Below are 18,350 nucleotides of genomic sequence, written 5' to 3'. Positions count from 1 at the left end.
ATGAGCGACAAGCCCCTCGACGTCGTCGCCGTCGTCGGCAGCCTGCACACGCCGTCCAAGACGGCCGCCCTGGTCGACGCCATCATCGAGAGCCTCGGTCGGAGCCTCCCGATCGACGTGCACGTGATCCGCCTGCATGAGCTCGGTCCGGCGCTCGCCGGCGCGCTGCGCCGCGACGAGCTCCCGTCCGACGCGGAGCTCGAACTGCGCGCGATCGAACGCGCCGACCTGCTCGTCGTCGCGACCCCGGTGTACCGGGCATCCTTCACGGGCCTGTTCAAGCACCTGTTCGACTTCGTCGAGCAGTACGCCCTCGTCGACACGCCCGTGCTGCTCGCCGCGACCGGCGGGAGCGAGCGGCACGCGCTCATCCTCGAGCACCAGCTGCGCCCGTTGTTCGGGTTCTTCCAGGCGCTCACGCTGCCGCTCGGGGTCTACGCGCACGACAGCGACTTCGTCGACCACCGGGTCGCCTCGCCGCTGCTGCTCGAGCGCATCGACAACGCGATCCGACGCGGGCTCCCGCTCATCCGCTCGTCGGTCGCGGAGCGTGCGCGCATCGAGCGCACACTCGACGACGGAGGTGAGGATGCGCCGGCGACGGTGCATCCGTCGGCGCCGTCTTCGCGCGGCGGGGCGGGGGAGCAGCCGGCGGCGGCCGAGCGGCCGGTGCGGCTCTACACGTAGGTCGGGCCGCCGCCTTCGCGGCAGCGCGGGCGTCGTCGCCCTCGCCGGCGGGCGGATGCCTCAGCCGGCGAGGGCCGACCTCGCCGTCCGGCGCGCCTGCGCGCTCAGGTCGCCGCCGCGGCGCGCGAGGAACTCCTCGAGGCGGGCCGGGTCGACGCGTCCGATCTCGCGGAGGGCCACGCCGACGTTCGTCTGCACGAAGTGCTCCGGGTCATCCGCGAGCAGGTCGCAGAGGGCGAGCGGGTCGTCGAGGTCGCCCGAGCGGATGATCCAGAACGCGGCGGTGATCGCCGTGCGACGGCGCGGCCAGTCGGCCGAGCGCGCGAGCTCGAACAGCACGTCGCGCGGCTCGTCGAGCAGGTACCAGCCGAGCACCCGGGGCGCCGCCCGGTCGATCAGGTCCCACGTGTCGATGCGGTCGATGCGGCGCATCCACAATTCGAACATGGCGCGGCGCGTCTCGCGTGTGGTCCGGCGATCGCGCGCGGCGAAGTCGAGCACGCTCACCGCGACCAGTCGCGCCTCGTACGCGTCGTCGTCGAGGAGGCGGTCGACCTCATCGAGCGGCATCTCGCGGTTGGCCTTCGCGAGGTCGAACACCGTGCCCATGCGGACGCCGATGACCGGCGTCGCCGGGTCGGGGATCCGGGCGCGGATCTTCGCGAGCTCCTCCGGGGTCGCCGCCGCCTCGAGGGCGCGGCGGACGCCGGCCGCGGTGGGCGCTGCGGGAGGCTCGGATCCGTTCGTGCGCGTCGTCGGGGCCATCCCGGCATCATCCCGCGCGGGGTCCGGCTCCGTCGAGGGTTCGCGCGACGGGTGCCCGTGGAAGCCGGCCGGTCATGGCCCGGGGGCGCGCACGAGCGCGTCGCGGCGCGCCGACGAGGGAATCTCGACATCGAGACGAGCCCGACCGTATCCTGAGCGCAGGAGCGGGCCGGGGGCCCGCGGGGCTTCGACGAGACGGGGGTTGCGATGAGCGACAGCAGGACTGAAGTGACCGGCTGGGTGGGCTGGGGCGTCTTCGCCTCGATCGTGCTGCTCGTGGCTGGACTCTTCGACTTGGTCTACGGCCTGGCGGCCGTGATCGGACCGAACAGCGCGTACTTCCTCACGACCGAGGGGCAGCTGTTCCTGTTCGACATCGCGGGATGGGGCTGGTGGCACATCATCGCGGGCGCCGCCATGATCGTCGTCTCGCTGTTCCTCTTCCGCGGCGCGACCTGGGCCCGCGTGGTCGCGATCATCCTGGTGGCGTTCAACGGACTCTCGCAGCTCGCCCTGCTTCCCGTGCAGCCCTGGTGGTCGATCATCGTGCTCGCGCTCGACATCCTCGTGCTCTACGCGCTCACGGTCCACGGCCGGGAGCTGAAGGTCGCGCACGGCGGCTGAGGCGTCGGCCGCCCGCTGAGCGGCCGGGCCGACGGCCCGACAACCTGAGAACGTGAGAACCCCCGGGATGCCTCCCGGGGGTTCTCGTCATCCGGTCGCGCTCGAGTCGCCCGATCGGTCGCCGTCGCCGTCGGCGGCTCCGGCGCGCGTGCGGGCGTAGTGGCGGCGGGACTTCTCGCGGTTGCCGCAGGTCTCCATCGAGTGCCAGCGGCGGTTGTTCGCGCGGCTCCGGTCGATGAGGAAGTGCTGGCAGTCGTGCGCGGCGCAGGGGCGGATCCGCGAGGTTCCGCCGGAGTCCTGCAGGGCGGCCCAGTGCTCCACGACCGTGGCGCCGACGCGCCGGTCCGGTGGCGTCGCATCGACCCAGTGCAGGCCGTCGTCGGCGAGCTCCGCGGTCCGCCGCATCGCGGTCACCCAGGGGTCGAGCACCGACACCGCGGCCGAGTCGCGCAAAAGCGCCACCAGCGCGGCACGGACCGTGCGCGCGTCCTCGACGTGCTCGGGTCCGTGCGGAGCGCCGTGCCGGCGCAGCCAATCGGCGGCGGCCGTGTCGTCGCCGAGTTCGTCATCCACGCGCCCGTCGGTGACGAGGCGCGAATTGACCAGGTCGAGCAGCAGCGCGTCGTCGTCCATGCGGCCGGTCCCCTTTCCTCACATCCGATCTTACAACCCGTTACGCCCACTTGACAGGTTAGAACAGTTGCTGCTTGACTCCTACTCATGCAACCGGTTCAAACGATCAAGCCGGTTAGAGATGAAGGAGCAGTCATGACCGCCACGCTTCGCACCGTCGTCCTCGTGCACGGCGCGTTCGCCGAGTCCTCGAGTTGGAACGGCGTGATCCCCCGCCTGGTGGCCGAGGGCCTGCGCGTGATCGCCGCACCGAACCCACTGCGCAGCCTCGACGGCGACGCGGCGACCGTGCGGAGCATCCTCGCGTCGATCGACGGGCCGATCGTCGCGGTGGGTCACTCCTACGGCGGCTCCGTGATCTCGAACGCTGCGGTGGGCGTCGACTCGGTGAAGGCGCTCGTGTACGTCGCCGGCTTCGCGCCGGAAGCCGGCGAGAGCATCGCCGAGCTCTCGGGCCGGTTCCCGGGCAGCACGCTCGGCGACACGCTGCACGCGGTCGAGCTGGCCGACGGCACGACCGACCTCTTCATCCAGCCCGAGCTGTTCCAGCAGCAGTTCGCCGCCGACGTGGCCGACGAGCAGGCGCGGCTGGATGCGGCGACCCAGCGGCCCCTGAACACGGCGGCGCTGCACGGGGCCTCGGCCGAGCCGGCGTGGAAGGCCGTGCCGTCGTCGTTCGTGTTCCCGACCGCCGACTACAACATCCCGGTCGAGGCGCACCGCTTCATGGCCGAGCGCGCCGGATCGGTCGAGACCGTCGAGGTCGCCGACGCGTCGCACGCGCTGCCGGTGTCGCAGCCCGACGTGGTCGCCGACGTGATCATCCGCGCCGCGCGCAGCGTCGCGACGGCCGGCTGACGGGCGTCGGGCCGGTCCATCCGCGAGCCACGGATGGACCGGCGTCGCCGATTCGCGACAGCGAGCCCTCAGCGGGGCGCGGCGGCCGCGGTGGCGGCATTGCGTTCGGCGAGCACCGCGAAGGCGTCCCGGAGTTCAACGGGCTCGACGACGTCCACATCGGCGTCGAAACGGTTGAGTGCTGCGGCGAGCGACACCCACGACCACGACCCGACCTCGAGGCTGCATCGATCCGGCCCGAGGGGCCGGACGATCCCATCGCCTGAGAACGGTTCCACGTCGCTCGCCGGCCGGTGCAGGATGACCCGTCCGATGCACGGCCACGCGTCGACGTGGTCCGAGCCCTTGAACCGCGCCGAGACGAACTCCGCCACGTCGGCACCCGGCAGCGCTCGCGGCGTGAAGCGAGGGCCGGTGGGCGTTCGCGCCGAGATGCGATCGGCGCGGAAGATGCGCCAGTCGTCGCGGCCCAGATCCCACGCCACGAGGTACCAGCGACCGCGAAGCACGACGAGATGATGCGGCTCCACGCGAAGCGGGGGTCGGGCCTCCTCGCCGGTCGCCGGCGTGCGGGTCGGTGTCGCGTAGTCGAACCGAAGCACCTCGCGAGCGCGGATCGCCGCGGAGATCTCGAGCAGTCCGGCGGTCGACGCCGTCGACGCCGGTGCCGGTGCCTCGCCGGGGCCGGTGGCCAGGGTCGTGAAGGCCAGCGAGTCGAGGCGATGCCGCAGTCGCGACGGCATCACCTGACGGACCGTGGCGAGCGCCCGCAGCGCGTCCTCTTCGACGCCGGCTCCCGATGCGATCGCAGCCTGCAGGGCCACGGCCAGCGCGACCGCCTGGTCGTCGTCGAAGAGCAGCGGCGGCAGTTGACTGCCGGCGTCGAGCCGGTACCCGCCGTCCGGCCCCATCGTCGCCTCGATGGCGTACCCCAGCTCCCGGAGTCGATCGATGTCGCGACGGACGGTCCGATCGCTGACCTGCAGTCGGGACGCGAGGAGGGAACCCGGCCAGTCGCGACGGGTCTGCAGCAACGAGAAGGAGGTTGAGCAGCCGCGAGGTCGTCGAGGACATTTCCCCAAGCTAGTCGGAATCCAGGACAGAAACCGTCCTAGATGGGGAGAAGGCTGAAGTCTCCGGAGGCACCGGACGAACGGATCGAAAGGGAACCGACATGACCATGCAGACGACCACCCACCTCAACTTCCGCGGCGACGCGCGCGCGGCGCTCGAGTTCTATGGTTCCGTGTTCGGCGGGCGCCCGGCGATCACCACGTACCGCGAGGTCGGCATGCCCGAGGAGGCGCCGGGCGCCGACCACGTCGTGTTCGGGCAGGTCGAGTCCGGGGACGGCTTCCGGGTGATGGCCTACGACATCCCCGACCAGACCGGCGGCGGCCTCGCCGGCGGAGGATCCACGCGCCGCGAGCACGGGGTCACGCTGACCGAGCAGTCGTGCTTCGTGTCGGTGAACGGGCCGACGCTCGACGAGGTGCAGGCCTACTGGGACCGGCTCTCGGTCGGCGCCTCGGTCATCGAGCCGCTCGCGGCCTCCGCCTGGAGCGCGGGATTCGGCATGCTCACCGACCGGTTCGGGGTCACCTGGAGCGTGGGGGTCGTCGCAGGCTAGGGCGCTCTCCACGGATGGCGCGGGCGCGGTGCGGCGCGTCCGCGCCGCCGCGTCACCGCTGAAACGACGAAACCCCCGGTTTCCCGGGGGTTTCAGCTGTGGCTCCGACCGGCATCGATCCGGTGACCTTTCGATTTTCAGTGAGCCTGGGCGGTTTTCGGCACTGTTCCTATGGTTGCGATATCGCGCTGATCAGGGATTCTTCGAAACGGTCACAGTTGGTTTCAGTTACTTCTTGGGCCATTAATGGCCCTTTAATGGCCCAAGATCGGCTGCGGAGGGGGCCAGCGGCTACCCCAGGCGAGCGATTTCGGCGACCATGTGAGGTCGGATGCCTCGCCTTGGAGCAGCGAGTCGATGAAAGCCCGGATTGCTACTTGTGTGATCGCTCCGTGGTACCTTCCGGGACCATGGATACGAAGTTGCCCGGTGATGACGCGGTGAGGGACTTCTACCTCTATGTGATCGACGCGCGCAACTTGCTGGAGCTCGCGGTGAGCTCTGCCGACTTTGTTCTGCACGTAAACGGGGTAATGCGCGAGACGTGGGCGAATGTCAGCGAACAGGACGCAAATGACCATGACGCTGGGTCTGTGGGCTCGATGGCGAAGCTTGCTCGTTCGGAAGTCGACAACGGTTTCCCACTCTTGTATGCCCACAACCTCGTCGGATTGTGGGGCGCATTCGAGGCATGTATTGGAGCGATTGGGGCCTCCTGGCTTGCGGCATCTACCCCTGGGGATTGGGGCGACGCGCTCTCGAACCTGCGCATCAGGATCGGCGAGTGGATGGCCGTTGAGGAGTCAGCTCGTTCGGAATGGCTGATGGATCAAATCGAACGGGCGGTTAGCTCGGACCTAAAGGCGGGGGTTGGGCAGTTCGAGAGTGTCCTAACCGCGATAGGGCTCGGCGGGGCGGCGGATTCGAACGTGACAACAACATTGTTCTACGCGAAGGCCATGCGCAATGTGGTCGCGCACCAAGGCGGGCGTGCGGACAATGTGTTCGTCGATAGGTGCGGAAGGTTGAACGTGGAGGTCGGGCAACGCCTGCAGATCTCGCGCGAACAGATCACAGCGATCCACACTGCGATGGTGCTCTACTCGGAGTCCGTCCTAGACCGAATCCGGCTTGCGCGCGGACTCCCGTCCGCGCCGCCGGCGCTGCCTCCGTGGATCACCGAGACCAGTGATCTGCTTACGTTGCTTCTTCCGGGTGGGACGTCCGAGCCGCTCGCTTGACCGGTCCGAGCGGCGGGTTACTCGCGTCCGGCAACCCCGCGCGGACGCTCATCTCCAGGCGAGCAGTTTCGGCGACCACGTGAGGACGGATGCTTCGCCCCGAAGTACGGGGTCGATGAAGATTTGCACTAGCTCGAGCGCGGCGTCGACCGAGCGGAAGTCGCTGCAGACAGGGAGAGGTGCGGCGAGCTTGGCGTAGCGGGAACCCCAAGTCGCCGGGACCGTGAACGCGGCGGGGAGTACCAGCGACCGGTTGCGCGCCTCAACTTCGAGTGCCCGCCGCAGTTTGACTGCGTCGACGTCTTGGGTGACGGCGAGCACGACGAGGTCGACGAGATCCTTCTCGCGGCTGGACAGGTGGCCGTTGTACCACACGAGGGTCGCGCATACCTTGTCGGCGATCTGGTCGACGACCGGGTAGAGGCGGTATGGGTGGCTCGGAAGCTTCGGGAGATCGAGGGCGTTCGCGGGGGAAGTGACATCGGCATCGTCGGTGGTGAGGACGTTGACGACCAGGTCGACGTGCAGCGGATCCTTCCGCTTGATGCCGATGTACACGTCGAAGCGGACTCCGTACCCCTCGGTATAGGTTTGCTGGCCGCCGCCGACAGCGCTGGTGTGATCGAGGTACTCGAATCGGAAGTAATCGCCAAGGTCGACGGCCGCGAGCCGGCGGAGGTCATCCAGAGCCGCGTCGATCGAACGGTTCGCGCGGAAGAGATCGACGTCGATCGTCGTGCGTGCGGAGGGCACCCGGGCAAGTATGCTCGTGCCGCCCTTGAGCATCCACCCGGGGTTGTCTGGCTCGGAGAAAATCCGGCTCAGGAAGCGGTTGAAGTACTCGAGCCGAACTCGTTCCTGCACAGTGAGCGACGGGTCGGCTGCGCTGGCCTTGCGGGCCGCTGCGTTGATCGCGGACTCGACGGCGGCGGGGCTGCCGTACTTCTCGGGTTCGGTCATGAGGGGTCGGTCTCCTGGGATGCTCGGGCGAGGCGCAGGGCGCTGGCGAGTTCGGCCCAATCTGTTGACTCCATGACATTCGCGATCTCGCGGATCTCTGCGAGGGTTGGGCCGTCACCACGAGCTGCGGCTTCATCTTCGTTCGGACTCACGGATTCCAGCGCGTGGCGTAGCTCCTCCGACTTGGCGATGAGTTTTTCGAAGACCGGTTGCAGCGTCATCGCCAGCTGTACGTTCGCCGGATCCCGGAACATGGAAACGTCGAGGTTTGCGAGTCGCTCCAGATTCTTCACCATGACGCGAGTGCTGACCTCATGCACGGCGTCGATCTGCTCGATGACACTGTCACGATCGATTCCAGCAATTCGATAGAGCTCGGCGAGGAGCGCTGTCCCGTCGCCCTTGCGATGGCCGTTCCGCGCGGCGAGTGGCGCGAGCAGTTCGATGAGCCGGTCGGTGTCTAGCTCGGATTGATTGACGGCATCGCGGAGCACATTGCCGACGTTGCTGAGATCTTCGCGGGCTTCGACGAGGTCGGCAATCGTGCGTTCGCGGGTCGTGACCGGCAGGCCCTCGCGCACAGTGACGTCTTCGATGGGAAGCTCGCGTGTTCGGTAGCGGATGTCGGCATGACGTGCCTGCCGCCGGGTTGCCGTCGTGAGCTCACTGCGCATGGCCCGCAGGTCGCCGATGCGGTGCAGACGTGCGGCCGATTCGCCAGAGACGACGGCGCTCGGTGGGCGATCCGACAGTCGCTCCCAGGCGAGCCGTTTCGGCTCGGTCGCGAGCCAGGCTGCGTGCAGTTCCTCATGCTCGGGACCGGGCGCGCCGGCATCCCGATACACGCCATGGGTCAGTCGAATGAGGTCGCCTGCGTCAGCCAGGCGGGCGAGGTTCATGTGGCTCACGCCGCGCGCGAGCGCCTGCGCCGACGTGACGAGTCCCCACTGGGATTCCGTCACTTCGGCGAGCACTCGGAGCGCCTCGCGTGACTTCATGCTGCAATTCTAACGCTATGGCGTGAGTTACGCAGAAGGTCACTGCACCATTGTCCCTGCTCAGTGAGTGATACGTCCACAATTGCGCGCTCAAGTCGGGAAACTCGGTCAAGCCGCGGGTGGGGTGTAGGGCGGTGTCCTTCGTTTTGAGTGTCAGTGAGCCTCGGTCCGTGCTATCGACGCACCGCGGCCGCTCGCGCACGCGGCAGCTATCTCCGTCACGACCGGTTCCCGTCGCCGCGCACAGGATGGTTATCCTCCGTACCAGCCGAGCGTTCCCCAGTTCTCGTCGAGGTTCCTGCAGAACGCGTTGACCTCCTGGACCGCAGCATCCAGCTTGTCGAGGTTGTCCGCCCACTTCGTCGGGTCGTCAGTGGCGTGCATGTCGACATTCATCGCGTTGGCAGGCTGCTCAAGAGAGGTGATGGGCGTGCTGAGGGCGGAATCCGTCATGCTCTTCCCGATCCGAGCGAACTCCCAACCCGCAGTGAAGTACAACCCACGCGCCGTGACCTTGTCCATGGCGCCGTCAGGAGCCAGCTGCGTATTCTGAACCAGGGAGATCGGAGCGGTGAGCTGAGCGCATGCATCCGCGTCAGCATCGGACGAGCCCGCGACCGGGTCCGGTATCGCTGCCGGGGTGGTGGCCGGCGGGGGGCCCGAGGCCACCGAATCACTGGGCGCGCAACCGGTGAAGAGCGCGGCGAGACCGCATACGACAACCACGGTTCCGACGACGGAAGTGTTCTTCAAGCGTCCTCCTCGACAGGTTGCGTGAATCGTACCGGCCGCCGGCCCGCCCGTCGGATCCAATCCTCCAAGCGCGCTGCCGGACGACCCCCGCCTGCGGTGGGTGTCGTTGCTCTGGTCGACGACGGAGTAGAAACGGTAGTCGTTGCTCGGGAGCCGCGGCAGGTCGCGGCGATTGGCCGGCGCCGCGACCGTCACCTCGTCCGTCACGATAACGCCGGCGACGAGGTCGACGTGCAGCGGTTCCTTGCGGTCGGCACCGATGTCGACGTCGACGTCGACGCCGCATCCCTCGGTGTAGGTCTGCTGATCACCGCCGACGACCGCCCGGTGCCTCGTGTAGACGAATCGGAAGTAGTCGCCGAGGCCGATGGCGGCGAGGCGGATCAGTTCTGCGAAGGCGCCGTCGAGCGTGTCGTTCGCTCGGAACAGGTCGACGTCCGTGGTGCATCGGCCCGAGGCGACCCGGGCGAGGACCCCAGTTCCGCCCTTCAGGAGCCATTCTGCGCAAGACCGGGGCCGTGGCGGCGATCGTCGAGTCTCATCGACCAACCCATGGTTGCGTCAGTCAGGCGGCTCGTCGGTGGGCTTCGGGAGGTAGGCGGTAACGTCGAGCGGTTGTGTGGGCGGCAGGCTGATCGCTGCAGGATCGACAGGTTGGGCGTTCATCAGTGTGTCCAGCTTCCATTCGGCGGAACTTGTGAGTTCGAAGTTTCGGGCGACGTGAGACTCGGCTGCCATGCGAGGCGAAGCACGTCGATGACGTCGTCAGGGTTCGCGTGGGCGGCGTCGGCTTCGGCGATGAGTTCGCGGATGCGTCGTACGACGTTGCCGGGGAGCACCGCCGCTTGCGCAGCGACGCGGGTCCCTGCGGCGGTGCGGGTGACGACGAGTCCGTCGCGTTCGAGCATCTTGTACGCCCTGGCTGCGGTGCCCGGTGCGACGCTGAGGTCACTGGCGGTCTGGCGAACCGTGGGGAGTCGTTCGCCCGCTCCGAGTTGTCCCGAAACGATGAGGCCGCGGAACTGGCGGTAGATGCCGAGCGCGGGGCTCGCCTCTTCGGTCGGGGGTGTGATGGGCTGGGCGCTCATCGCACGACCTGGGGGTCGGGGGTCTGCTGAGCGGTCTCGACCGTCGAATGACTGGAGCTCGCGCGTCCCAGCCGGCTTGCGACCACCAGAAGCAGCACGAAGGCGGTGATCTCGAGGGCCGGTGCCAGGAATCCGCCCGCGGCGGCGAACTCGGCGTATCGCCAGGACAGCTCATAGGTGTGGTCCCGCTGGTCACCACCGACGATCAGTTGAGAGATCGTGCCCGAACGGCCGATGAACCGCCAAGCCCCTGCGAGGGCGAGCAGCATCCCTCCGGTCGCGATGAGTGCGACCCCGGAGGCGATCTGAGCGCGGGTCGCCCGCTCGGCAGTCACGGTTTCCGGGCGCCGGAATGGCCGGGTCGCGTTTGCTCGTAGCGTCGCCCAGGTCGCCAAGGCCAGTGCAGCGAGGCAGACGAGGACAGGAACGCCGAACGACCAACCGTAGAACCATGGCCACAGTGGGTCGATCGGTTCGTTCGGCACGGCGATCTCAAGGTAGATGTAGCGACCACGCTCATCCGAGGATGACGCCAGACCCGCCGCGATCGTCGTGGTGAGCAGAACTGCGAGTGTCACTCCCGCGCCGAGGAGAGCGCCTCTCGAACTGAAGCTCGTCCACGTGCGACGCGCGATGGGTAAGACCGGGCGCTCCGGTGGAACTGAGCCTCGGAACAAGATCACGACGAGCACCGCCGTGAGGCAGACGGCCGCGGCGAACACCGGTGTCGCGTACTGCCACCACTCGACGATGTCGACCAGATTCATCATGTACCCGCCCACGACGTTCTCGATTGTGAAGGCGGCGATCACGGAGATCGCGCCGACCCCAACTGCAATCTGCTCTGGTCGGTAGTACTTGGTGACGGACTCCAGCGCGGACGAGGCGATCGGTGGATCGGTCTGGCGGTCGCGGCGGATTCGGGAAACGATGAGCAGAGTCGCAGCGATGACCGCAGCGACGACGAGCGAGAACAACGGCGTCGAGAACGCGGCGGCGATGAGTTCCAGCGGGGTGATGGAGGCGATCTTGTCGTACGGCATGAGACTCCGATCACGGCGGATGTTGTGCCACATGTCTAACACAACTTGTGTCAAGGCGCGAGTACAAGTTTCGCCGAGTAGGGGCCTCTACGCGCCCGCCTCGGAGACGGCCATGAGCATCACGCCATCACCCCACCATGGCGGTCGCGATCGGCACGATGCTCGTGGTTGGCCTGACGTGCTCACTGCCTGACGACCCTCGCCTGCGGCTGGGTGTCGCGATTGCTGTAGGCCGCACGGCTTGCAGAGTTGGCCGCGGGCGATAGATTCGCCGCATGATGAAGACCCGGACTGGCGGTGCCGCCCTCACCGCGCTGCTGGTGCTTGCCGTGCTTACAGGCTGTACTGCTGCGGACGCCTTGTTTTTCGCCGACGCCGATACGACGCCGAAGGCGACCGCCACGGCGAGTCCCGCGCCGATCAAGGGGGACGCAGACGGGGACGGTGAGCTCTCCGAGTTCGAGAAGCAGGTGCTCGCGAGGCACGCCCCTCGCGACATCACCCTTCACGATGGCACCGTCGTCGTGGTGACACCCGGACGGCCCCTGCCGCAGCCGGTCATCGACCAGATCGTCGCCGACGCGGCGCCCGGCGCGGCGCAAGCACAGACCGTTGATGAGTTTGCGCCCATGGCGGGCCGGAGAAGCATCCTCGAGGTGGCAAGCACGTACGCGGGCCAAATTGGTCGCCCCGTCGTCATCGTCTACCACGATGTCGGCGTCTGGAGCACTATCTCCTCCGTCGACGAATCCGGCGGGACCGAGCTAGCAGGCAACAGCGACCAAGACGCGATGGTCGCGGCGGCTACCGACTGGGCCGAAACCCACGACGCATACGTCGTCGTTGTCGGGTAACCATCCACCTCACCAAAGTTCCTCGGGACGCGCATGACTGATGTGGTGAACATCGACTTCGGGAAATCGCATACGCTCTGGCCATGTCGCGAAGGTTTCCACTAGCCGCCCGAACAAGTGTTGCCTTGCTAGGTGGGCTTGTTTCCGTGGGACTGCTGGCCGGGTGCAGCCTCTTCGAACTGAACATCTCGAGTCCCGCCGAGGTCGAAACCGCGAACCTGCGGATCTCAGCTGATCAGATCAGGTGGTCCTTCGATGGCTACTGCGGAGTCGGAGTGAGGGTCGAGAACATCAGCACGACGCCGGTCCGTTTCGACGAAGACGACGTTGCAGTCTTCGACGGCTCAAGCTCGACCGAGTGGAATACCCCGTTCAACGACGGCTCCGACGCTAAGGAGGTCAGTGGGTACACGATCGGTGAATTCCCCTCGATCCTCGAGCCGGGCGCGATCGCCACGGATGCCTCCGTCGTTTATTGCAAGGAAAGCAACGCGTACACCCTCACGGTCACCTCCCTCGCGGGTGACTACGCTTCATTCGATTTCACCAGCGCACCAGGCGGATGACAGGGCACAACGACGATCACGCGGGCAGGCAAGAGCGCGCCTCGCAAGCTGGTCGGTACTAGGACGTCCGCAGCACGATCCCCCTCAGTGAATTCTTGGTTACACCTAAACGCTGCCGGGGGTATCCGGGCCGATAGGTTCGTGACGTGATCAAGACTGAGTCACCGTTGGCGGAGAACCGGCCCCGACCAGCCGTCAGCCGTCTCCACGTGCGGTGGCTCGTTCTGACGTACGGCATCGGTGCGGCGCTGTTGCTGCTCCCGCTCGCGTTCACAATCGAGGGAATCGCCGTTGCGCACAACTACGCCGCCAATCCAGACCAGACGTCACAGGGGCACGTCGGCGAAGCGATGTCCCAGGCGGGGCTCGCCGGGGCACTTGGGGTGATCGTCCTCATCGGATGCACGATCGTCGCCGGCATCATCGCTCGACAGGCACGCCTCAACGTCCTGGTCGTGACACTGACAGGCGCCGTTCTTATGATGCTGGTCACGCTCCCGGTCAGCTGGCTGTTCGTCCGACCGGTCGGTGGCGCGTGGCTGGCCTAGTAGGGAACGGCATGAGGTCGCGTCTTGCGCTTCGCGCGCTCGCGTCTGTGATCGGGCCGGCACGGATCACCGTGGCTGCGCTGGGTTTCGTCGTGCTCGGCTACGCCTATGCGCTCCGTATCGCGGTTGGAGACGGCAACCCGCTCGACTATTTCGGCTACTTCACGAACCAGACCACGCTCCTCGTCTGCGTTGTGCTGATCGTCAGCGGATCGTTCAGGGTGAGCCGGCGTGCCACGCCCGAGTGGCTCAACCTGCTGCGGGCAATGGCGACCGCGTACTTGGTTGTCGTGGGAGTCGTCTACAACACCCTTGTCCCCGGCACTGGAAGCGCTCCCGCCTGGGTGAGCGCCGTACTTCACATCGTGGTGCCCCTGATCGTCACAGTGGACTGGATACTCGTCGCAGATCGCGCGCCGCTTCGTTGGCGGCGGCTCTGGCTGATCGTGGTCTACCCGCTCGTCTGGGTGAGCGTCGTTCTCGTTCGCGGCGCGACCGATGGGTGGGTGCCGTACGGCTTTCTCCTCCCCGAACGAGGATTCGCCTCGCTCGCCACGCACATTCTCGGGCTGCTCGGTGCTGTACTCGCGGCAGGTGCCCTGGTCTGGGCAGCCAGCCGAGTCAATTTCTGGCGCGCCACCGCCAAGGCGCTCTACCTGACCCCGAGCGAGCATGCGCGGCTGATCCTGCCCCTTGGCCGATCCTCAATTCGGCGGAATCGGTGAGTTCGAGGCGTCGGACGGCGAAGCTGTCCGCGGCGATCGAGCCGTATCTTCCCGACCGGAGCTCATCCGGCGGATGATACAAACCAAGACTCAAGCTCGATGGGCACCCGGACAACCTGTCCGACGCGGGAACATCACCTTGCCGATGATCGAGTCCGCGGTCGTCGCCTCTGGGAGGATGCCGGATGTGTCCAGTCTTCGAACACACCTGCGCGTGGTCAGCGACGCTGCTGAACCTCTGCAGCGTCGCATCACAAATCTTTCGAACGCGGTAGAACGATTCCGCCCGTTCGGATTCACCCGTACTTTCGAGCTCCTCTACTCGGCGACCGGCGCCTCGCCCGGGAAGTGGACGCCGGAGCAGCTCGATGTCGCGGCGCGATTGATCGACGATGCCCACGCGTCCTGGGCGGCCCGGGTGCGCGAAGAGCAACAACGTGCACGTGAAGCGAAGCGTCAACCAGGCTACAGGCCGCTATCGAGAGACCAACTGGTCGACGCATGGTGGGACGAATACGCCAGCTTCCCGGGGAATCGTGCCCTCTGGAACCTAACGGATGAATAGTCGGGCGACGATAGGTGGAACGATCTGCCGCTGGGCGTGAGTCGAACCGCCCGTCACGTACCTGAGCGTGCTCCTCGTGATTCGCATGCAGAACGCGCCCGGGGTCGGATCCTTGTTTTCGGGCCTGGCTACGTTGGGCCGGCTTCGCGGACTCTTCATCGCGCGATCGGTCCTCGCTCGTTCACGCAGCGACGCACCTGATGATCGGCGACCTGCGAGGGTGCACCGTTGAGCACGGAGTCGGTATCGTCGTCGCGATGAGGCAGAGCAACGGCAGGACCCGTGAGGATTTCGCGGATCGAGCTGGTGGCGACGCAGCTCTACAGAGACGAATGTGGGCGCATCATCCCCCGAGCTCGTCTTAAACGCATCGTTGACGACTGGTGCGATTTCTTCGAGGCGAGCCCCTCGCCGATCAGTTACCTCGAAATCGCTACGCGATACAACCAAGTCGTTGCCGGATGGCGCCAACCAAGTGGCTGATTAACCAAACCGCGCGCTGCCGCTCAATGCGGAGGATTGCGGTCCTCGAGGTACACCGTCCCGACCACGTCCACGCCAAGACTTGCGATCTCCGCCGCGAGATCGGCGGCAAGGACGAATCCGCCTTGCACCGAATCCGACGAGGCGGACCACCAGATGCGAGCTTCGCAGTCGGGCGGCAGCTTCGCGACCCGACCGATCGCGGGACGAGTGAGCTCGAGCAGCGCCCGGAGGGCTCGCGTGCCTGCCCGGTCGTCGCTGGTATTGGCAAGCTCGTCGGTGTCGAGGTGCCAGACATGGTGTTCAACGGTGCGACCCGATCGGCGCACGGTTCCCTTGTACGTGATGTCGGTGGGCTCGAGATTGAGAAGTCTCGAGACGACGTCAGGCTCAGTCTCAGACGAGCGAACGCTCAGTGAAGCTTGCCCTGACTGAATCATGAGCCGAGTGTACGGTGCGACCTCCGGTTTTCAACGTCCGATGCTGCGCGATGTCGCCCCGGGCCCGGCCGGAGCAGCATTACCGCCGAAACTCGGTCATCGGTGCGGCGTCCAGACTGGCCCGCCGCCCGAACTCGAATGCCTCGGGAACTCCACCGCTCGGGCGGTTGCCGTTGACGGGCGCGAGGCGGCGCACGAACTCGCGCGCGGCCGTGGCTGCTCGGTCGAGTCCACGATCGGCGCGGTCCCGCTCCATCGCGAGCACGAACTGCTCGCGAGCGTCTTCCAAATCTCCGGCGACCAAGTGCAGTCGATTCACGTTCCGCCCACGCGTCATACCCACGTACACGCTCGCCGCATTTATCGCGTCGCTCAGCACCGTGTGCGACTCGAGCACGGTGGCGCCCTGCATCCCATAGGCGGTCGACGCGTACGCGAGATGGGTGTGCTCGGCGACGTACTCCGCCGGTAGTCGTACGGTCCGCGGCCTCCTCCTGCTGGCGCCCGATTCCTTCGCCCACACCGCCCCTTCGTCGCTCACGCTCTGAACGATCCACGTCTGCCGATTCGCCACTCGAAGCGCCGAGTCGTTCTTCCGAGTCTGGATCACGTCACCACGCCCGATGCTCAGTCCGTCACTGCCGGTCGCGGTACGGGTGTCGTCGACCTCGCCATCGCGTACCCGCTGACTCCGAATGCGCTCGTTCAGCTCGCGCGCCTCATCGTTCGTCGCAACCGTGATCGCGTCACCGTCCCGTCGCGCGCGAGCGAGCGTATCGAGCAGGGCATCCGGGCTTCGATGCATGACGACGAGTCCGCGCGCGTGCAACTCGTCGAACAGCGACGACGGATCATCCCCACGGCGCATCCGCACCGTGAGCGCGGCGTACCAAGGCTCGGTGAAGCGGTGCACGGTCGTCATGCTGTGCACGCGGGGGAGGAGTTGCGCGGCGATGTCGAGCACGCCGCCGCGGCCGACCGCGGCGAGCTGCGCCCGATCGCCCACGAGCGCCAGCGTTGCGCCGTACTCGTCGGCCACGGTCAGGAGCGCGAGCGCGGTGTCCTGGTCGAGCATGCCAGCTTCGTCGACGACGATGCGCTCGCCACGGGCGAGGCGAGCGGATGCCGCGGGGCCGACGTATGGGGCATCCGTCTCTGGGTCGTGCTCACCGACGGCGAGCCGAGTCCAGACGCCGTCGCGATTCCACCGCCAGCCGTGCTCGTGCATCAGCTTCGCGACGCTGTCGGCCGCGATCCCGAGTTCCTGGTGCGCGACATCCGCAGCCTTCTTCGTCGGCGTGATCACCCGTGTCGCGCGACCATGCGCAGCAGCCGTCGTGATCGCGGCCGCCAGCATCGTGGTCTTGCCCGCGCCCGCGGCGCCCTCCACGACAACAAGCGGGTCGGCGGAAGCGACCGCGGCGGCGGCTCTCGCTTGCGCCGGATCGAGTCCCAGCCGGCGTGCGATGCGGCGCACGTCCGGCGGACGGTTTCGGGGCTTGGTTGCGCACGCACTGAGGAGATCGCGCAGCCGGGTCTCGCACGCGATGACGTGCACGCTCGTCAGGTGAGCGACGTGCTCGGGCTGTGGGGCGTCCGGCGGAAGGACGGACAAGCAGTCCTCACTCGCCAACCGAGTCGCGAGCATGATCAGCTCGCGCAGCGGTCGCGGGGCGGCTCGCACTCCGGCCTCGGTGATGACGCGCGTGACGTGGTCTTGGATGTCGTGCACCGTCCACGTCGATGCGGCTGCGGCGCATCGGTCGAGTGCTCGGGATGCGACATCCTGAACTCGAAGCTCATCGAGCGCAACCGGCGGGTGCGCCGGCGCGCGCGCGAGATCGGAGCGGTAGCCGGCATCCTCGAGTTCGGCCTGCCAAGCCGACTCGCATCCGAGCGTGGTCGGCTTCTTGTGCGGCCGCTCGTGGTCCCACGCCATCGCCGCGAGTCTCGATAAGGCAGCAGGCCCGGGCTCCTCATCGGGATGCGCGCGACGCCATTCGTTCTCGAACTGCGACAGGTTGCGCGCAACCTGCTCGGCTCGCTTGCTCATCACCGCATTGAACGGTTGCAACTCGGCGACCTCGCCGGTGACGGGGTCGAGCGTGAGCCCGTGCGTGTCGAGGGCGGCCGCGAGTTGCGGATGCGCAGCGATGACCGCCGTGCCGAGCGAGCGGATCGCGCCCTGCTGTCGGAACAGCGCCGCCGTGTCGAGGCCGCGCCACGCATCTTCAGCCCACGCCCTTGTGCCGACCTGGAAATGGATGTGGCGGTGTGGGTCTCCGGCGCGCGATGTCTTGTGCGAGACGGCGACGGTCTCGAGCTGTTCGATCGGCACCACCCGCTGCGCGCCGCGCGGTCCGACGCGAGTGACGGAGTGTTGACCGAGCCAGGCGCGGATCTCTGCGACCGCTTCGCGCTGGGCGGCATCGAGCGCTTCGGATACCTCGGGGTGCAGCGCGGCCGCGATCGACAGCGACTTGGGCGCATTCACGACCATCTCCGCGAACCGCGGCGAGCCATGACGGCCGTCGCCGGGCATTCGCGGCTTGCCCATCGACTCACCGGTCAGCGGATTGACCCAGTCGACCCACTGCGCGTACTCGTCGGGCGTCAAGGCACCTTCGCCGATCACCTCGCCGGCGCTGTCGACGACGGAGAACTCGGCGAGGGATATCCCGCCCTCGAGGTAGTACTCGTCAGCGCGCGATCGATCCGACTCGAGGTAGCGGCGCGCGTCTGCCCCGGAACCCCGGTACAGGATCACGCCGCCCTTCATCGCCGCCCTCCGAGCTAGCTCAGGTTCTTGCAACTACCTACGGTAGCATAGGTCCATTCTGGCGGAGGCGATCAGACGCAACATCGACGACGAGGGTTGCGTCTGATCGC

At 67.2% G+C, this 18,350-nt stretch carries 20 protein-coding genes; 10 read left to right on the top strand and 10 right to left on the bottom strand.

Features of this window, described 5'->3' with window-relative positions:
• The gene (msuE, locus tag ACDF64_RS02060) at nucleotides 1-687 is read left to right on the top strand and encodes an FMN reductase (RefSeq protein ID WP_394553132.1); all 687 of its coding nucleotides are present in this window, start codon (nucleotides 1-3) and stop codon (nucleotides 685-687) included.
• 60 nt (nucleotides 688-747) lie between these two features.
• Here msuE and ACDF64_RS02055 read toward each other — a convergent pair whose 3' ends face one another.
• Nucleotides 748-1,452: a DNA alkylation repair protein gene (locus tag ACDF64_RS02055; RefSeq protein ID WP_394553131.1), complete on the bottom strand. Its 705-nt coding sequence runs from the start codon at nucleotides 1,450-1,452 to the stop codon at nucleotides 748-750.
• Nucleotides 1,453-1,659: 207 nt separating this feature from the next.
• Between ACDF64_RS02055 and ACDF64_RS02050 the strand changes: the two genes are divergently transcribed.
• Nucleotides 1,660-2,076 carry a hypothetical protein gene (locus tag ACDF64_RS02050; protein ID WP_394553130.1) on the top strand — a complete coding sequence of 139 codons (417 nt, stop codon included), beginning with the start codon at nucleotides 1,660-1,662 and terminating at the stop codon, nucleotides 2,074-2,076.
• Nucleotides 2,077-2,163: 87 nt separating this feature from the next.
• On the opposite strand, the gene ACDF64_RS02045 is transcribed toward ACDF64_RS02050, so the two are convergent.
• Complete coding sequence (locus ACDF64_RS02045; protein ID WP_394553129.1) at nucleotides 2,164-2,709, bottom strand: CGNR zinc finger domain-containing protein; 546 nt, start codon at nucleotides 2,707-2,709, stop codon at nucleotides 2,164-2,166.
• A 135-nt stretch (nucleotides 2,710-2,844) separates the two neighbouring features.
• Between ACDF64_RS02045 and ACDF64_RS02040 the strand changes: the two genes are divergently transcribed.
• The gene (locus ACDF64_RS02040; RefSeq protein ID WP_394553128.1) at nucleotides 2,845-3,567 is read left to right on the top strand and encodes an alpha/beta fold hydrolase; all 723 of its coding nucleotides are present in this window, start codon (nucleotides 2,845-2,847) and stop codon (nucleotides 3,565-3,567) included.
• A gap of 68 nt (nucleotides 3,568-3,635) precedes the next feature.
• Here ACDF64_RS02040 and ACDF64_RS02035 read toward each other — a convergent pair whose 3' ends face one another.
• On the bottom strand, nucleotides 3,636-4,601 hold the full coding sequence (locus ACDF64_RS02035) for a helix-turn-helix transcriptional regulator (RefSeq protein ID WP_394553127.1): 966 nt from the start codon (nucleotides 4,599-4,601) through the stop codon (nucleotides 3,636-3,638).
• Between the two features lie 140 nt (nucleotides 4,602-4,741).
• Here ACDF64_RS02035 and ACDF64_RS02030 point away from each other — a divergent pair, with 140 nt between their 5' ends.
• On the top strand, nucleotides 4,742-5,197 hold the full coding sequence (locus ACDF64_RS02030) for a VOC family protein (RefSeq protein WP_394553126.1): 456 nt from the start codon (nucleotides 4,742-4,744) through the stop codon (nucleotides 5,195-5,197).
• Between the two features lie 410 nt (nucleotides 5,198-5,607).
• Nucleotides 5,608-6,438 carry a hypothetical protein gene (locus tag ACDF64_RS02025; RefSeq protein WP_394553125.1) on the top strand — a complete coding sequence of 277 codons (831 nt, stop codon included), beginning with the start codon at nucleotides 5,608-5,610 and terminating at the stop codon, nucleotides 6,436-6,438.
• Between the two features lie 48 nt (nucleotides 6,439-6,486).
• Here ACDF64_RS02025 and ACDF64_RS02020 read toward each other — a convergent pair whose 3' ends face one another.
• From ACDF64_RS02020 to ACDF64_RS02000, 5 genes are all read right to left on the bottom strand, one after another.
• On the bottom strand, nucleotides 6,487-7,398 hold the full coding sequence (locus ACDF64_RS02020; RefSeq protein WP_394553124.1) for a nucleotidyl transferase AbiEii/AbiGii toxin family protein: 912 nt from the start codon (nucleotides 7,396-7,398) through the stop codon (nucleotides 6,487-6,489).
• Entirely contained in the window at nucleotides 7,395-8,396 is a 1,002-nt protein-coding gene (locus tag ACDF64_RS02015) for a type IV toxin-antitoxin system AbiEi family antitoxin domain-containing protein (RefSeq protein ID WP_394553123.1), read from the bottom strand. Before ACDF64_RS02015 ends, ACDF64_RS02020 begins: the two co-directional genes overlap by 4 nt.
• Before the next feature lie 252 nt (nucleotides 8,397-8,648).
• Nucleotides 8,649-9,698 carry a hypothetical protein gene (locus ACDF64_RS02010; protein ID WP_394553121.1) on the bottom strand — a complete coding sequence of 350 codons (1,050 nt, stop codon included), beginning with the start codon at nucleotides 9,696-9,698 and terminating at the stop codon, nucleotides 8,649-8,651.
• Between the two features lie 116 nt (nucleotides 9,699-9,814).
• Complete coding sequence (locus tag ACDF64_RS02005) at nucleotides 9,815-10,237, bottom strand: GntR family transcriptional regulator (protein WP_243553657.1); 423 nt, start codon at nucleotides 10,235-10,237, stop codon at nucleotides 9,815-9,817.
• Nucleotides 10,234-11,280 (bottom strand): hypothetical protein, encoded by a 1,047-nt coding sequence (locus tag ACDF64_RS02000; RefSeq protein WP_394553120.1) that lies wholly within the window; start codon nucleotides 11,278-11,280, stop codon nucleotides 10,234-10,236. The genes ACDF64_RS02005 and ACDF64_RS02000 overlap by 4 nt, the downstream gene beginning before the upstream one ends.
• Before the next feature lie 275 nt (nucleotides 11,281-11,555).
• On the opposite strand from ACDF64_RS02000, the gene ACDF64_RS01995 reads away from it, so the two are divergent.
• From ACDF64_RS01995 to ACDF64_RS01975, 5 genes are all read left to right on the top strand, one after another.
• Nucleotides 11,556-12,134: a hypothetical protein gene (locus ACDF64_RS01995; protein WP_394553119.1), complete on the top strand. Its 579-nt coding sequence runs from the start codon at nucleotides 11,556-11,558 to the stop codon at nucleotides 12,132-12,134.
• Between the two features lie 146 nt (nucleotides 12,135-12,280).
• Nucleotides 12,281-12,700, top strand: a complete 420-nt coding sequence (locus tag ACDF64_RS01990; RefSeq protein ID WP_394553118.1) for a hypothetical protein — start codon at nucleotides 12,281-12,283, stop codon at nucleotides 12,698-12,700.
• Between the two features lie 146 nt (nucleotides 12,701-12,846).
• On the top strand, nucleotides 12,847-13,248 hold the full coding sequence (locus ACDF64_RS01985) for a hypothetical protein (protein ID WP_394553117.1): 402 nt from the start codon (nucleotides 12,847-12,849) through the stop codon (nucleotides 13,246-13,248).
• A gap of 11 nt (nucleotides 13,249-13,259) precedes the next feature.
• Complete coding sequence (locus ACDF64_RS01980; protein WP_394553116.1) at nucleotides 13,260-13,973, top strand: Pr6Pr family membrane protein; 714 nt, start codon at nucleotides 13,260-13,262, stop codon at nucleotides 13,971-13,973.
• Nucleotides 13,974-14,118: 145 nt separating this feature from the next.
• The gene (locus ACDF64_RS01975) at nucleotides 14,119-14,538 is read left to right on the top strand and encodes a hypothetical protein (RefSeq protein ID WP_394553115.1); all 420 of its coding nucleotides are present in this window, start codon (nucleotides 14,119-14,121) and stop codon (nucleotides 14,536-14,538) included.
• Nucleotides 14,539-15,044: 506 nt separating this feature from the next.
• On the opposite strand, the gene ACDF64_RS01970 is transcribed toward ACDF64_RS01975, so the two are convergent.
• Both ACDF64_RS01970 and mobF read right to left on the bottom strand, forming a co-directional pair.
• Entirely contained in the window at nucleotides 15,045-15,461 is a 417-nt protein-coding gene (locus ACDF64_RS01970) for a DUF4279 domain-containing protein (protein ID WP_394553113.1), read from the bottom strand.
• A 79-nt stretch (nucleotides 15,462-15,540) separates the two neighbouring features.
• Nucleotides 15,541-18,240 carry a MobF family relaxase gene (mobF, locus tag ACDF64_RS01965; RefSeq protein WP_394553112.1) on the bottom strand — a complete coding sequence of 900 codons (2,700 nt, stop codon included), beginning with the start codon at nucleotides 18,238-18,240 and terminating at the stop codon, nucleotides 15,541-15,543.
• Nucleotides 18,241-18,350 lie beyond the last annotated feature (110 nt).

Source organism: Agromyces sp. MMS24-JH15, from assembly GCF_043518605.1.
Lineage (GTDB): Bacteria > Actinomycetota > Actinomycetes > Actinomycetales > Microbacteriaceae > Agromyces.
This window is presented reverse-complemented; position numbering and strand designations above follow the sequence as displayed.

Coding starts and splice junctions, on each gene's coding strand:
- ACDF64_RS02020 (WP_394553124.1), bottom strand. CDS start 7,398: ATGACCGAACCCGAGAAGTACGGCAGCCCCGCCGCCGTCGAGTCCGCG.
- ACDF64_RS02015 (WP_394553123.1), bottom strand. CDS start 8,396: ATGAAGTCACGCGAGGCGCTCCGAGTGCTCGCCGAAGTGACGGAATCC.
- ACDF64_RS01995 (WP_394553119.1), top strand. CDS start 11,556: ATGATGAAGACCCGGACTGGCGGTGCCGCCCTCACCGCGCTGCTGGTG.
- msuE (WP_394553132.1), top strand. CDS start 1: ATGAGCGACAAGCCCCTCGACGTCGTCGCCGTCGTCGGCAGCCTGCAC.
- ACDF64_RS02030 (WP_394553126.1), top strand. CDS start 4,742: ATGACCATGCAGACGACCACCCACCTCAACTTCCGCGGCGACGCGCGC.
- ACDF64_RS02050 (WP_394553130.1), top strand. CDS start 1,660: ATGAGCGACAGCAGGACTGAAGTGACCGGCTGGGTGGGCTGGGGCGTC.
- ACDF64_RS02055 (WP_394553131.1), bottom strand. CDS start 1,452: ATGGCCCCGACGACGCGCACGAACGGATCCGAGCCTCCCGCAGCGCCC.
- ACDF64_RS01975 (WP_394553115.1), top strand. CDS start 14,119: ATGATCGAGTCCGCGGTCGTCGCCTCTGGGAGGATGCCGGATGTGTCC.
- ACDF64_RS02045 (WP_394553129.1), bottom strand. CDS start 2,709: ATGGACGACGACGCGCTGCTGCTCGACCTGGTCAATTCGCGCCTCGTC.
- ACDF64_RS01970 (WP_394553113.1), bottom strand. CDS start 15,461: ATGATTCAGTCAGGGCAAGCTTCACTGAGCGTTCGCTCGTCTGAGACT.
- ACDF64_RS02025 (WP_394553125.1), top strand. CDS start 5,608: ATGGATACGAAGTTGCCCGGTGATGACGCGGTGAGGGACTTCTACCTC.
- ACDF64_RS02000 (WP_394553120.1), bottom strand. CDS start 11,280: ATGCCGTACGACAAGATCGCCTCCATCACCCCGCTGGAACTCATCGCC.
- ACDF64_RS02005 (WP_243553657.1), bottom strand. CDS start 10,237: ATGAGCGCCCAGCCCATCACACCCCCGACCGAAGAGGCGAGCCCCGCG.
- ACDF64_RS02040 (WP_394553128.1), top strand. CDS start 2,845: ATGACCGCCACGCTTCGCACCGTCGTCCTCGTGCACGGCGCGTTCGCC.
- ACDF64_RS01980 (WP_394553116.1), top strand. CDS start 13,260: ATGAGGTCGCGTCTTGCGCTTCGCGCGCTCGCGTCTGTGATCGGGCCG.
- mobF (WP_394553112.1), bottom strand. CDS start 18,240: ATGAAGGGCGGCGTGATCCTGTACCGGGGTTCCGGGGCAGACGCGCGC.